Raw genomic sequence first — 13,600 nt, forward strand, 5'->3', positions numbered from 1 at the left:
CGCGCGTCAGCGCTCGACCAGCGCCGGGTGGCGCGGGTCGTCGACGCGCGCCACGACGTCCGCGACGTCCTGCGGCGCCACCTCGTCCTCGTAGCGGGCGAAGGCGGGCAGCTGCCAGGCACGCTCGTCCCCGAGGCGCCGCGCGAGCGTCGCGGGACGCACGGTGAGGTGCACGGTCAGCTCGGCGTCGAACCACCGGCCCAGCAGCAGCTCCCCGTCGACCACCAGCACGGCCCGCTCCGGCGCGGCCGCGTAGGGCGCGCGGGTCGCGCGGTCGCGCCCGGCGTCCCACAGGCTCGGCAGGTAGCGGCCCTCGGCGGCGAACGGGTCGAGCACCTCGCGCGCGAGCGCACCGGCGTCGAGCCGGTCCTCCAGGTACGCGTCCGGGTCCTCGCGCCCGAGCTCGTACCGCACGGACGCGGGCCGCAGGAAGTCGTCGGCGTGCACGCGCGCGACGGCACGGCCCGCCGCGCGCAGCGGCTCGACCAATGCGTCCGCGAGGTTCCCAGGGGCCAACGGCGCCGCGCCGTCGACGAGCACGCGCCGGCGTCCCTCCCCCGCGAGCACCAGCGCGACGACGTGGTCGACGAGCGCGGACGGGCTGACGGGGCGGACGCGCACGGCACCCACCCCATCACGCGCGCCCCCGCCGGCGCCCGCCGGCCGCACCGTCAGCCGCGCCGACGGGCGGATTGACGGCCGAACGGCTGAGGGCACGGCACCGCGCCTCGTGGCGTGGTGCCGTGCCCTCGCGGCGGCGCGGTCGTCAGCCGGCCCGCGTGGTCTCCGGCTCCCCGGCCGAGACCGGGTGGTCACGCTCGAGCTTGGCGCCCTCGACGTCGACGTCCGGCAGCAGCCGGTCGAGCCAGCGCGGCAGCCACCACGCCTTCTCGCCGGCGAGGTGCAGCACCGCCGGGACGATCGTCATGCGGACGACGAACGCGTCGACGAGCACGCCGAACGCGAGCGCGAAGCCCATCGGCCGGATCACGGCGATGTGCGAGAACACGAAGCCGGCGAAGACGGACACCATGATGATCGCGGCCGCGGTGACGACCGCGCGGCCCGCACGGACGCCCTCGGCCACCGACTGCCGCGCCGTCGCGCCGTGCGCGTACGCCTCACGCACGCCGGACGTGAGGAACAGCTGGTAGTCCATCGCGAGGCCGAACAGGATCCCGATGACGATGGTCGGCAGGAAGCTGATGACCGGGCCCGGGTCGTGCACGCCGAACAGGTTGCCGAGCCAGCCCCACTGGAACACGGCCGTGACCGCGCCGAACGTCGCGAGCAGCGAGAGCACGAACCCGAGCGTCGCGACGACCGGCACGAGGATCGAGCGGAACACCATGACGAGGATGACGAGCGAGAGCCCGACGACGAGCGCGAGGTAGCCGGGCAGGGCGTCGCTGAGCTTCTCGGAGACGTCGATGTTCGCGCTCGCGACGCCGGCCACGGAGAACTCCGCCTCCGGCTCGTCGAGCGTCAGCGCCCGCACGGTCTGCACGAGCTCCTCGGTGGACACGTCGTTGGGGCCGCCCTCGGGCAGCACCTGGAAAGCGAGCACGGTGCGGTCCTCGTTGGCGCCGATCGGCGCGACCGCGCGCACGTCGTCGAGGTCGGCGACGGCCGTGCCGACCTCGGCCTGCACGACCGGCAGCTCGTCCTCGGACACGCCCGCCGGCAGGTCCGCCACGACGAGCAGCGGCCCGTTGGCGCCCTCGCCGAACTCCTCGGCCGTGGTCATGTACGCGCGGTACTGCGTGGTGTCCGTGGCCTCCTGCGACCCGTCGGGCAGGCCGAGCCGCATGGACGCCGCCGGCAGCGCGGCGACGAGCAGCACGGCCGCGCCGAGCAGCAGCGACAGGACCGCACGCGGCGTCGACATCGGACGGACGGCGACGTGGTGCTCGCCGCCCGTCGTCGTGCGCTGCCTGCGGGGCAGCACGCGCGTGCCCGCCAGCCCGAGCAGCGCGGGGGTCAGCGTCACGGCGAGCAGCACCGCGACGGCCACGCTCGCCGCCGCGGCGGTGCCCATGAGGCCGAGGAAGGGGACGCCGGTGACGTTGAGCGCGAGCAGCGCGATCAGCACGGTGCTCCCCGCGAACACCACCGCGTTGCCCGACGTGCCCGTGGCGAGCCCGACGGACTCGATGACGGACATGCCGCGGCGCAGCTGCTGGCGGTGCCGGTTGAGCAGGAACAGCGAGTAGTCGATGCCGACCGCGAGGCCGAGCATGAGGCCGAGGACGGGCGTGACCGACGACATCTCGACCACGCTGGAGAACGCGAGCGTGCCGAGCGCCGCCACACCCACGCCGATCAGCGCGTTCAGCAGCGGCAGCCCCGCCGCGACGACCGAGCCGAGCATGACGAGCAGCACCACGACGGCCACGGCGACGCCGACCGCCTCCGACGCGCCGCCGAGGACGGGCACGCCCGACGCGAGCTCGTTCGAGAACGCGACCTCGACGCCCTCCGGGGCGGCGTCCTGGACGGCCGCGATGACGGCGTCCTTCGTCTCCGGCGTGACGTCGAACTGCGGGTCCTCGAACACGACGGTCGCGAGCGCGGCCGACCCGTCCTCGGAGACCTGCCGCAGCTCCGTGGCCAGGTCGAGCAGCGTGCGTCCGGCCTCGAGCTGCGGCTCCTGGCTCTCCAGCGCCTCGCGGCCCGCGTCGAGCTCCGCCTGCCCCGCCTCGAGCTGGGCACGCCCCGCGTCGAGCTGGGCCTGCTGCGCGTCGAGCTGGGCCCGGCCGGCGGCCAGCGCCGGCTCCGGCACGCCCTGTGCGGCGCTCGCGTCGAGCTGCGTCCGGGCTGCGTCGAGCTGCGCCTGGCCCGTGTCGAGCTGGGTGCGGCTCGCGTCGAGCTGCGCCTGACCGGCGGCCAGCTCGGCACGCCCCTGCTCCACCTGCTCGGCACCGGCGGCGAGCTCCTGCGCCTGCTCCTCCCGCTGCGCCTCGGTGGCGAACGGGTCCACAGCCGCCTCGACGCCGTCGACCTCCGCCGCGTCGGCCAGCGCCGCCGCGACGCCTTCCCGCTGCGCGTCGTCGAACGCCTCGCCGTCCTCGGTGGAGAACACGACCGTCCCGGTGCCGCCGCTCGTGTCGGGCAGCTCCTCCTGGAGGCGCTGGGTGAGCCGGTCCGTCGCGGTGCCCGGGATGCTGACGGTCGAGACGAGCGTCCCGCCGAGGCCGACGTAGGCGCCCGCCGCCACCAGCAGCGCGACCAGCCAGACCGCGATCACGCGCCACGGGTGCCGTGCCGACGACCGGCCGAGCCGGTAGAGCAGTCCTGCCATGGGGGGTCTCCCTGGGGTGGAGCGGGGGCCGCGCTGCGCGGCGTACGGCGGCCGGAGCCGGTACCGGTCATCGGGATCGTAGGTGCTGAACTTGATGCCTGGCATCCGGATCCGGGGAATGGCGCCGTGTGAAGTTGATCGCTCCTATCAGGGGTAGCGTGCCGCCCATGACGGACGACGCGGACGGCGCGGCGGCGCGCACCCTGCGCCGCGACGCGCAGCGCAACCGCGAGCGGATCGTCGAGGCGGCGCAGGCGCTCTACGCCGAGCGCGGCCTGGCAGTCGGGTTCAACGAGATCGCGCACCGGGCCGGCGTCGGCGTCGGGACCGTCTACAACCGCTTCCCCGACAAGGACGAGCTGATCCGGGCGGCCCTGCAGCAGCCCGCGCTCGAGGTGCTGCGCGTGGCCGAGCACGCGCGCGGCGCCGAGCGCGCGTCGGACGGCCTCGTCCTGCTGCTCGACCAGATCGCCGTGCTGCTCGCCGCGAACCTCGGCCTGCGGGACATCGCGCTCACGTTCGACGAGCACACCGTGCCCGAGCCCGGCCACGCCATCGCCACGGTGATCGCCGACCTGCTCGCGCGCGCGGCCGCCGAGGGCGACCTGCGCGACGGCGTGACGATCCACGACCTCGTCGTCGTGCTGTGGATGGTCACCGAGGTCGCCCGGCACTCCCCCCGCCACCCGGCCCTGTACCGGCGGTACCTGCAGCTGCTCACCGACGGCATGACCACCGGGGGCCCGCCGCTCGACGTGCCGTCCGCACCCGACGCGACCGGGCCCCTGTCCCAGCACTGGGCGGCCCGCGGCCGCTGACGCGGCGTTGCCGTGCGCGCCCCGCGGACCTCCGCGAGCACCTGCCGCGACGTGCGCCGGCCGGCCGGGCCGTCCGGCGTAACGTCCCCGCAACACCCAGCACGTCTGCGCGTCACGCGCCCCACCTACTGTGATCACAGATCACAGATCACGGATCCGGAGGGGCGCATGGACGAGAAGTTTCGCGGGGTGATCGACGTCCCGACCGTGGCCGACGAGGTGTACAGGCGCCTGCGTGCGGCGATCACGTCGGGTCACCTGGCGCCTGGCGCCCTGATCTCGCTGCGGCAGGTCGCCCAGGCGTACGGCGTCAGCACGATGCCGGTGCGGGACGCCGTGAACACGCTCCGCGCCGACGGCCTCGTCGTCGTGGAACGTCGCAGCGTGACCGTGACCCGGCTGCACGCGGAGGAGATCCACGAGATCTTCCAGATCCGGCTGCGCCTCGAGCAGCTGGCCTCGCAGTGGGCCCTGGACAACGTCACCGACGAGGACGTCGCCGACCTGACGGAGATCCTCGACCGGATGGCAGGCGGTGCGGTCGACGTCGCCCGCTGGCGGCAGCTCAACCAGGAGTTCCACCGCAGGTTCTACGACTGCTCGCGCAGCGCGCACCTGCTCGAGCTGCTGCAGAACATCTGGGACAAGGTCGAGCCGTACATGGCGATCTACGCCTCGACGGTCGACGACTTCCGGGAAGCCGACCGCCAGCACCGGCTCATGCTCCGGCACATCCGGGCCCGGGACCTGTCCGCCCTGCTCGTGGAGCTCTCCGAGCACCTCGAGCACACCGAGGCGACCGTCGTCGCCGCACTGCGCGCGGGCTGACCCGCCCGCCGACCACCACCGCCGTGCCCTCCAGGGACGGTCCCCCACCGGGACCGGCCCCGGTCCCGCACACCCTCCGACCGAGCGACCGAGGAGTTCCCATGCCCGACGACGAGCGCCCTGCCGGTGCCACCAGCACGGTGACGCCCGCGGACCCGACCGCGACCACCCCCACCGCACCGGCGGTCCACGCGGACGCCGAGTTCGAGAACGCTCCTGTGCCCGCCGACCGTCGCCGCGGCGTGCTGTCGGTGTCCGCCGTCTGGGCAGGGTTCCCCCTGATCCTGACCAGCGCGCTGACCGGCGCCACCCTCGTGAACGGCCTCGGCTTCCAGCGCGGGGCCCTGGCCATGGTGCTGGGCAACCTCCTGCTGTTCGTCTACGTCGGAACGCTCGGCGCACTGAGCGCACGCACGGGCCACAACTTCTCGCTGCAGGCGTCCCGCACGCTGGGGAGCAAGGGCTACGTCGCGGCGTCCGGCCTGCTCTCGACGCTCGTGCTCGGCTGGTTCGCCGTGCAGACCGGCCTGGTGGGCTCGAGCGTGACCGAGCAGTTCGACGTGAGCGGGGTGCTCGTCACCGTGGTGGCCGGCGCGCTGTTCACCGTGGGGACGCTCGCGGGCATCCGTGCGCTCACCGTGATCGGCGCGATCTCCGTCCCGCTGTTCCTCGTGCTCGGGGTGGTCGCCACGATGCGCGCCGCGACCGACGGCGGCGCCGTGTGGAACTACGCCGGCACGGGTGACGCCCTCGCCCTCGGCGCCGGCGTGAGCCTGGTCTTCGCGCTGTTCGCCGACTCCGGCACGATGGCCGCCGACTTCAACCGCTGGTCGCGCAGCCCGCGCCAGGCGTGGGTCTCGGTGGCGACCGCGTTCCCGGTCGGCTGCCTCGTGGCGATGCTGCTGGGCGGGGTCGTCGCGGCTGCCACGGCGGGTGCCGGCGACACGTTCGGAGTCCTGACCGGGATGGGCGGCGCCATGCCGGCGATCGCCGTCGTGCTGCTGTTCGTCAACCTCGGCTCGGTCTGCATGCACTGCCTGTACAACGCCGCGGTGGGCTGGTCGAACCTGACCCGGCGGACCATGCGCCAGGCCACGGTCGTGCTGGGCGCGCTGGGCATCGTGCTCGCCGTCGCCGGCATCGCGGACCACTTCGTCGACTGGCTCAACCTGCTCGGCGTCATCGTGCCGCCGATCGGCGCGGTGCTGATCGTCGACCAGGCGCTGCTCGCCGCCCGGCGGCGCGTGCCGCCCGACGCCGCCTCGCCGGCCGTGCGCTGGCAGGCGTTCGCGGCCTGGGGTGTCGGCTCGCTGTGCGCCCTGCTCGCGCAGTACCTGGCGCCGGGCCTCTCGGCCGTCGTCGTCGGCCTCGTCACCGCGGGCCTCGGTTACGCACTGATCACCCGCGCGACCACCCCCACGACGACGGCGGCCTGAGCCGCACGTCCCGCACCCCACCCGGGCGGCCCCGCGCGGCCGCCTCCGCACCGACGAGAGACGAGATCATCGTGTTCGACGAGCTGACCATCGACGCCTACCACCGGGCGCTGCGCGACCGCACCACCACCGCCACCGCGCTCGTGCAGTGGTACCTGGACCGGATCGAGGCCCACGACCGGTCGGGCGCCGCGCTGAACTCGGTCGTCACCGTCAACCCCGAGGCCCTCGCGCGGGCCGCGGAGCTCGACGCGGAGCTGGCCCGGACCGACGAGCTCTCCGGACCGCTGCACGGCGTGCCCGTGCTCGTGAAGGACCAGGCCGAGACTGCTGGGCTCCGCACCACCTTCGGGTCCAAGCTCTTCGCCGACTACGTGCCGGAGCAGGACGCGACGCTGGTCACGCGGCTCAAGGAGGCCGGCGCGATCGTGCTCGGCAAGACCACGATGTGCGACTTCGCCGCCGGCTGGTTCTCGTCGTCGTCGATGACGGGCCACACGAAGAACGCGTACGACTCCGAGCGCGACTCCGGCGGTTCCAGCGCCGGCAGCGGCACGGCGACGAGCGCGAACCTCTGCCTCGTGGCGATCGGCGAGGACACGGGCGGGTCGATCCGCATCCCGACGTCGTTCAACAACGTCGTCGGGATGCGGGTCACCACCGGGCTCGTGCCGCGCACCGGCTTCTCACCCCTGGTCAAGTTCCAGGACACCGCGGGCCCGGTCGCCCGCACGGTGACGGACGCCGCCCGCCTGCTCGACGTGCTGGTCGGCTACGACCCGGCCGACGAGTACACCGTGGCGGCGACACTGGCACCGGACGCCGGGCGGTACCACGAGTCGCTCGCGTCGGCCCCGGAGCTGGCGTCGTTCAGGCTCGGCGTCCTGGAGTCCGCCTTCGGGTCCGACGACGACCCCGAGTCCCGCCCGGTCAACGTGGTGCTGCGCGGCGCGCTGGAGCGCGCCGCCGACGCCGGTGCCACGGTGCGCCGGGGCCTGGCGATCGATGACCTGCCGGGGTGGGTCGCCCGCACGTCGGCGTACAGCCGCGTCGCCCGCGCCGACATCACCCGGTTCCTGGAGTCGCGGCCGACGGCGCCGGCGTCGAGCTTCGCAGCGGTCTACGAGTCGGGGGTCTTCCACCCGGAGAACGACCTGTTCCACGACATCGCGACCGGCCCCGAGCACGCGGACGACGACCCGGCGGCGCTGGCTGCCCGCGTGGCGCAGGACGCGTTCCGCCGCGCCGTCCTGCGGCTGTTCGCCGAGGACGACCTCGACGTCCTGGTCTACCCGACGGTCCAGGTCGTGCCGCCGACAACCGCGCAGCTGGCCGACGGCACCTACACCGCGCTGCGGTTCCCCACCAACACGGTGATCGCCTCGCAGACGTCCCTGCCGGCCATCACCGTGCCCGCCGGCTTCACGGCCGAGGGCCTGCCCGTGGGCCTGGAGGTCCTGGGCCGACCCTTCAGCGAGGCGCGCCTGCTGCAGGTCGCGCTGCGCCTGGAGGAGCTGTTCGCCGCCCGCCGTGCCCCCGCGCTGGCATGACCCGCCGGATCGACCTGAACTGCGACCTCGGCGAGAGCTTCGGGATCTACCGGCACGGGGCGGACGAGGAGATGATGCCGCTGATCACGTCGGCCAACGTCGCCTGCGGCTTCCACGCCGGGGACCCGGTGGTCATGCACGACGCGGTCGCGTCGGCGGCGGCGCACGGCGTGGCCGTGGGGGCGCACGTGGGCCTGCCGGACCGGCTCGGTTTCGGCCGCCGGTACATGCAGCTGTCCGCCCGGGAGGCGTACGCCTCCACGGTCTACCAGCTCGGCGCGCTCGGAGGGTTCCTCGCCGCGGCGGCCGTGCGGATGCAGCACGTCAAGCCGCACGGCGCGCTCTACATGATGGCGGCTGAGGACGCCGACGTGGCCGACGCCGTCGCTGCGGCCACCGCCGCCTACGACGCACGGCTGGCCGTCTACACGCTGCCGGGCTCGCAGCTCGCGGTCCGCGCGCAGGCCTACGGCCTGGCCGTCGTCGAGGAGTTCTTCGCCGACCGCCCGTACGGGCCCGACGGGGTCCAGATGTTCGGCTGGACGTACGACCAGCTCGGTGGACCGGCCGGCACGGCGGACCGCGTCGCGGCCATGCTCGCGGATCCCGCGGCGGGGTCGGTCGAGACGGTGTGCGTGCACAGCGACACGGACGACGCGCCCGCACTGGTCCGCGCGGTGCGGGACCGCCTCCACCGCGAGGGGGTCACCATCGGACGCGCAGGCACCCCGGACGCGGGCTGACCGACGGTGCCGACGAGGGCCGCACCCCACCCGGGGCGCGGTCCTCGTCGGTGGGCGTGCGCCGGCCGACCGGCCGGGCCGTCCCGGCAGCCGTGGGCCGTGCGGTGACGACGGCCCGGGCCCGAGGGATGCCGCACCGCGCGAACGCCCTCAGTGGTGGAACCCCGAGCGCCGGCGCTCGGCCGGCATCGGGCCGGTGAGCGCGTCGAGGTACTCCACCTCGCCGGCGAGGTCGGCGAGGAACGCCGACGCCAGGTCGCGGCTCAACCCGTTGCGCACGACGACGCGTTGCACGGTCAGGTCCGTCAGGTCGTCGGGCATGGGGTACGCGGGCACCAGCCAGCCCTTCGTCCGCAGCCGCTCCGACAGGTGGTACAGGTCCCAGTTCTCCGTGTAGCCGTCGCGCAGGTGCCAGGCGAACACGGGGATGTCGGACCCGTCGTTCCACAGCTCGAACGCCGGCATCTTCGCGATCTCGCCCGAGAGGTACAGCGCGACGTCGCGCGACGCCCGTTGCACGGCCTCGTAGCCCGTCCGTCCGAGGCGGATGAAGAGGTAGTACTGCAGCAGCACCTGCACGCCCGGCCGCGAGAAGTTCAGGGCGAACGTGGGCATGTCACCACCGAGGTAGGACACGCGGAAGACGAGCTCCTCCGGGAGCGACTCCACGTCCCGCCACACGACCCAGCCCAGCCCCGGGTAGACCAGCCCGTACTTGTGCCCGGACGTGTTGATCGACGCGACCCGCTCCACCCGGAAGTCCCACTCGAGGTCCGGCTGCACGAACGGCGCGATCATGGCCCCCGAGGCACCGTCCACGTGGATCGGCACGTCGACGCCGGTCGACTCCTGGACCCGGTCGAGAGCCGCGGCGATCTGCGCCACCGGCTCGTACATCCCCGTGTACGTGACGCCCATGATCGCCACGACGCCGATCGTGTTCTCGTCGACGTACTTCTCCAGCTCGTGGCCGTCCAGGACCTTGTGCTCGAGCGAGATCGGCACGTACCGCGGCTCGACCTCGAAGTAGTTGCAGAACTTCTCCCAGCACACCTGCACGGCGCTCGACAGCACCAGGTTCGGCCGGTCCGCAGCCTTGCCCGCGGCCCGCCGTGCCAGCTGCCACCGACGCTTGAGCGCGAGGCCACCGAGCATGGCGGCCTCCGACGAGCCGATGGTCGACGTCCCGATGGCACGCTCGGGGTCGGGCGCGTGCCACAGGTCCGCGAGCATGGTCCAGCACCGCGTCTCGACCGCGGCGGTCTGCGGGTACTCGTCCTTGTCGATCATGTTCTTGTCCGCGGCCTCGAGGTAGAGGCGGGACGCGTACTCGTCCATCCAGGTGCCGACGAACGTCGCGAGGTTGAGCCGCGCGTTGCCGTCGAGCATCGCCTCGTCGTGGACGATCTGGTACGCGGTCGACGGCAGCGACTCGTCGTCGGGCATCCGGAACTTCGGCACCGAGGTGGCCTCACCCGGCCTGGCGAAGACGGGGTTGACCTCGACGACGTCGGGCTCCCCCCTGCGGCGTGCGGCCCTGCGCGTGTTCGTGACCATGGTGCCCCCTCGGCTACCAGCGGCCCGGCCCCCCCGGGACGTCCACCCTCACGCTAGGCGCGCGTGTGATCTGGCGCGCACCGCCGGGGGCCGCGCCCGCGGGGGCGATGCCCTCACGCCATCCGCCACCGCACGGCGAAGCGGCAGGCACACACGCAGAAGGCCGCCGTCCCGAGGGACTGCGGCCTTCTGACCAGGGGTGGGGTGTTCGTGGATCCCTATCCCTACAGGTCAGGGCACCCGTTCTACGAGAACCATCTTCGACTTGCACCCTCGCGTCGTGAGATCAGCACCGGGACACTCTGGACACGCTTTCCCGGCTCCACCCGAACGACGGTGAGAAGACCCGTGCACCGGGTCCCCGCACGGGCAGGTCTCACGTAGGGAATCCGGGCGCGCCGGGGTGAAGTCGAGTGACCTACCCAGGCAGGCAAGGCCGGTCTTGTCCTCCCAGTCCTCTGGCGGTGCCGCTTCAGGAGCTCCTGGACGTCCCACCCCGCCAGAGCGCGCTCGCGGACGCCGTCACCTCCGCGGTGGTCGCCGGGCGGCCGAGCACCTGCCGTACCGCAGGTCCACGACGCGGTCGACGTGCGCCGGGAGTACACGATGTCGTAGACCGCCGTGGGGCGGCCGTTCGAGCCGATACGGGCGACGCCCGGGCTCACCCCGGAGACCGACGCCGCCCGGGGCTGTCGGCCTGACGGCGCCGACCGCCGTCAGACGTGCGCGGGGCCGTCGAGCCCGTGTCCCGACGGCGCCGTCCCGAGCCGCGCCAGCGCACCCCGGGCCGCGACGACACCCGTGCTGAACGACGCCTGCAGCAGGTAGCCGCCGGTCGGCGCCTCCCAGTCGAGCATCTCCCCGGCGACGAACGTGCCCGGCAGGGCGCGCAGCATCAGCGCCTCGTCAACCTGGGACCACGCGATGCCGCCCGCGGTCGAGATCGCCTTCTCGATCGGCATGGTGGCCGTCACCACGACCGGCACGGCCTTGATCCGCTGCGCCATCCCGGAGGACGGCAGGGTACCCGCGTCGGCCTCGCGCAGCAGCCCGATCGCGGCAGGGTCCAGTCCGACCGTGCGGCGCAGCCAGGACGAGCCCGAGTCCTTGGGGCGGCGGCGCCCGAGCCGTTCGTCGAGCTGGGCGACGGTCAGGTCCGGCCGCAGGTCGATCTCGACGACGCAGCGACCGTCCGTGTCGAGCGCCTCGCGGATCGCGGCGCCGATGGCGTAGACCGGGCCGCCCTCGAGGCCGGTGCGGGTGAGCATCGCGTCCCCGCGGCCCCGTGCCGGGCGCCCGCGGACGGTGAGCGCGACGTTCTTCAGCGGCGTGCCGGCGAACCGCTGCGCGAGCACATCCGTCCATCCCACCCGGACGCCGACGTTGGCCGCTCGCAGCGGCGTGACCGCGATCCCGCGGTCCATGAACGGCCCGGCCCAGCCGCCGTCGGCGCCCAGCCGCGGCCAGGACGCGCCACCGAGGGCGAACACCGTCACATCACCGCCGACCTCGACAGTCGTGCCATCAGCGCCGGTGAACAGCGACGCACCGTCGTCGGACCATCCGTCCCACCGCTGCCGCTTCTCGATCCGCACCCCGAGGTCGGTCAGGCGTGCGAGCCACGCGCGCATGAGGGGCGTCGCCCGGAACGAGCGTGGGAAGACCCGCCCGCTCGTCCCGACGACCGTCGGCTCCCCCAGCCCTGCGCACCATGTGCGCAGGTCCTCCGGGCCGAACACGTCGAGCATCGGCCGCAGCCGGGGCGCCGACTCGCCGTACCGCTCGGCGAACGCGTCCCGCCCCTCGGTGTGCGTGATGTTCAGACCGCCGTGGCCGGCCAGCAGGAACTTGCGTCCCACCGACGGCATGCGGTCGTGCACCGTGACGTCCACGCCCGTACGTGCCAGCACCTCGGCGGCGATGAGCCCCGCCGGCCCGCCGCCGACGACGGTCGCGGTGCTCATCGGCGGGAACGTCCGCGTCCGTGGTGTGTCGGCACCGGGCGAACCTAGCCGACCGGCGGACGACAGCCGTCACCCCGGGGGCGTCACCGACACGCATGCCCTGGACAGCACTGAGGCCCGACCCAGGACGGGACGGGCCTCAGCACAATCTACGAAGAGCGCCTTCGCGTTCTACGAAGACCTCGGGGTGGAGGTGGCGGGAATCGAACCCGCGTCCGGTGGCGAAAAACCAGGTCTTCTCCGGGTGCAGTCCGCTAGGGAGTTTCTCGGCCCCCACGCTCACGCGGACAAGCCGTGGACGGGCCCAGTCGGCTAAGAGTCCCGCCCGCCCCACCGACGAGGACGGACAGCAGTGGCTCTCTAGATGACGCCAGGAACTAAGCCGAGAGCATGCTTAGGCTGACGGACTTCGGAGCTCGCTCAGGCGGCGAGGGCGAAGTCGGTGCGCTGAGTATCGGCACCTATAAGTTGCACGGATCGTTTACGAGATAACCGTGCGTCCTCGACCCGCTTCTCCTGGATCGACGACCACCGTCGAAACCGATCACCCCCAGGGGTGTGTTCACTTGTCAACCACCGTCCCGCTCCCCGTGGGGGCGGACCGGCGGGCTCCAGCGTACGGCACAACCTCGGAGCGGTCTCGCTGATTCCGCCGGGCGTGACGGCCCCACGCTCGGAGGGTGGGGTCGTGGCGGGAGGCCGGCACGGGCGTGCCACGCCCGGCCGGCCCTCGCGCGTCACTCGGTCGGGGTCTGCGGCGCGGCGTCGTCCTCCGGGGTCGCGTCCGGGGTGGCCTCGCCCTGGCCGGAGCGGTCCTGCCGCGCGTCGCCACGCTCCGGACGCTCCTGCGTCGAGTCGTCGTCCTGGCCGTCCTGGCCGTCCTGGCCCCCGCGCTCCGGCGCAGCGCCCTGGCCGTCGGACCGACCGGGGCCGGGCCGGCCGTCCTGCTGCCACCCGTCCTCGCCGTGCCGCCCGTGCGGGCCACCCCGGTCGAAGCCGTCGGGCCCGCGGACGTCACCGTCCTCCTGAGCCACACCGGGACGCGCGTCCGCGTCGTCCCCCTGCCCGTTCGCCAGCGCCACCGCGCCGCCGCCGAGCAGCAGGCCGACGACCAGCGCGCCGGCACCGATGCCGGCCGCGACACCGGCCTTCACCGGCCGCTCGCGGCGCGGGACACGCGCCTCCTTCGCGGCCGGGCCGTCGGCCGAGGGCTGCGCCATCGCCGGCGCGTACGGAGCCTGCCCGTACGTCCCGGCGGCGGGCGCCTCGCCCCGCGCCGCGGGCCGCGGGCCCGACTGCCCGGTGGGCGGCAACGGCTGCGTCGGGGCCTCCGCGGGCCGCTGCCTGGGGGTCTTCCCCTTCTGCTCGTCCATGGTCTCCTCCTCGTCGGGTGCCCCTCGGCT

At 73.9% G+C, this 13,600-nt stretch carries 10 protein-coding genes and 1 other RNA gene; 5 read left to right on the forward strand and 6 right to left on the reverse strand.

Features of this window, described 5'->3' with window-relative positions; all coding sequences use genetic code 11:
- Positions 1 to 6: 6 nt before the first annotated feature.
- Both E5225_RS11825 and E5225_RS11830 read right to left on the reverse strand, forming a co-directional pair.
- Positions 7 to 621: a nucleoside/nucleotide kinase family protein gene (locus E5225_RS11825; RefSeq protein ID WP_135971875.1), complete on the reverse strand. Its 615-nt coding sequence runs from the start codon at positions 619 to 621 to the stop codon at positions 7 to 9.
- A 145-nt stretch (positions 622 to 766) separates the two neighbouring features.
- A complete protein-coding gene (locus E5225_RS11830; RefSeq protein WP_135971876.1) occupies positions 767 to 3,301 on the reverse strand; it encodes an MMPL family transporter in 2,535 nt (844 codons plus the stop codon).
- Between the two features lie 167 nt (positions 3,302 to 3,468).
- Here E5225_RS11830 and E5225_RS11835 point away from each other — a divergent pair, with 167 nt between their 5' ends.
- The 5 genes from E5225_RS11835 to pxpA all read left to right on the forward strand — a co-directional run bounded on the left by E5225_RS11835 (position 3,469) and on the right by pxpA (position 8,676).
- Positions 3,469 to 4,119, forward strand: coding sequence for a TetR/AcrR family transcriptional regulator (locus tag E5225_RS11835; RefSeq protein WP_135971877.1), 651 nt, complete (start codon positions 3,469 to 3,471; stop codon positions 4,117 to 4,119).
- Positions 4,120 to 4,287: 168 nt separating this feature from the next.
- Complete coding sequence (locus tag E5225_RS11840) at positions 4,288 to 4,947, forward strand: GntR family transcriptional regulator (protein WP_135971878.1); 660 nt, start codon at positions 4,288 to 4,290, stop codon at positions 4,945 to 4,947.
- Positions 4,948 to 5,048: 101 nt separating this feature from the next.
- Complete coding sequence (locus tag E5225_RS11845) at positions 5,049 to 6,383, forward strand: cytosine permease (protein ID WP_135971879.1); 1,335 nt, start codon at positions 5,049 to 5,051, stop codon at positions 6,381 to 6,383.
- Between the two features lie 71 nt (positions 6,384 to 6,454).
- Positions 6,455 to 7,933: an amidase gene (locus tag E5225_RS11850; protein WP_208012430.1), complete on the forward strand. Its 1,479-nt coding sequence runs from the start codon at positions 6,455 to 6,457 to the stop codon at positions 7,931 to 7,933.
- Positions 7,930 to 8,676 carry a 5-oxoprolinase subunit PxpA gene (pxpA, locus tag E5225_RS11855; protein WP_135971880.1) on the forward strand — a complete coding sequence of 249 codons (747 nt, stop codon included), beginning with the start codon at positions 7,930 to 7,932 and terminating at the stop codon, positions 8,674 to 8,676. The genes E5225_RS11850 and pxpA overlap by 4 nt, the downstream gene beginning before the upstream one ends.
- A 150-nt stretch (positions 8,677 to 8,826) precedes the next feature.
- Here the strand turns inward: pxpA and gad are convergent, their stop codons facing one another.
- From gad to E5225_RS11875, 4 genes are all read right to left on the reverse strand, one after another.
- Positions 8,827 to 10,233, reverse strand: coding sequence for a glutamate decarboxylase (gene gad, locus E5225_RS11860; RefSeq protein ID WP_135971881.1), 1,407 nt, complete (start codon positions 10,231 to 10,233; stop codon positions 8,827 to 8,829).
- Positions 10,234 to 10,949: 716 nt separating this feature from the next.
- The gene (locus tag E5225_RS11865) at positions 10,950 to 12,197 is read right to left on the reverse strand and encodes a BaiN/RdsA family NAD(P)/FAD-dependent oxidoreductase (protein WP_135971882.1); all 1,248 of its coding nucleotides are present in this window, start codon (positions 12,195 to 12,197) and stop codon (positions 10,950 to 10,952) included.
- 185 nt (positions 12,198 to 12,382) lie between these two features.
- Positions 12,383 to 12,749: a transfer-messenger RNA gene (gene ssrA / locus E5225_RS11870) on the reverse strand.
- A gap of 185 nt (positions 12,750 to 12,934) precedes the next feature.
- Positions 12,935 to 13,570, reverse strand: coding sequence for a hypothetical protein (locus E5225_RS11875; RefSeq protein WP_135971883.1), 636 nt, complete (start codon positions 13,568 to 13,570; stop codon positions 12,935 to 12,937).
- Positions 13,571 to 13,600: the final 30 nt, after the last annotated feature.

Origin of the sequence: Cellulomonas shaoxiangyii (assembly GCF_004798685.1) — a bacterium.
Classification (GTDB): domain Bacteria; phylum Actinomycetota; class Actinomycetes; order Actinomycetales; family Cellulomonadaceae; genus Cellulomonas; species Cellulomonas shaoxiangyii.

What these genes read in the sequence shown, in the direction of transcription:
- E5225_RS11830 (WP_135971876.1), bottom strand. Translation starts at nt 3,301, where the DNA reads ATGGCAGGACTGCTCTACCGGCTCGGCCGGTCGTCGGCACGGCACCCG.
- E5225_RS11835 (WP_135971877.1), top strand. Translation starts at nt 3,469, where the DNA reads ATGACGGACGACGCGGACGGCGCGGCGGCGCGCACCCTGCGCCGCGAC.
- E5225_RS11840 (WP_135971878.1), top strand. Translation starts at nt 4,288, where the DNA reads ATGGACGAGAAGTTTCGCGGGGTGATCGACGTCCCGACCGTGGCCGAC.
- E5225_RS11845 (WP_135971879.1), top strand. Translation starts at nt 5,049, where the DNA reads ATGCCCGACGACGAGCGCCCTGCCGGTGCCACCAGCACGGTGACGCCC.
- pxpA (WP_135971880.1), top strand. Translation starts at nt 7,930, where the DNA reads ATGACCCGCCGGATCGACCTGAACTGCGACCTCGGCGAGAGCTTCGGG.
- gad (WP_135971881.1), bottom strand. Translation starts at nt 10,233, where the DNA reads ATGGTCACGAACACGCGCAGGGCCGCACGCCGCAGGGGGGAGCCCGAC.
- E5225_RS11865 (WP_135971882.1), bottom strand. Translation starts at nt 12,197, where the DNA reads ATGAGCACCGCGACCGTCGTCGGCGGCGGGCCGGCGGGGCTCATCGCC.
- E5225_RS11875 (WP_135971883.1), bottom strand. Translation starts at nt 13,570, where the DNA reads ATGGACGAGCAGAAGGGGAAGACCCCCAGGCAGCGGCCCGCGGAGGCC.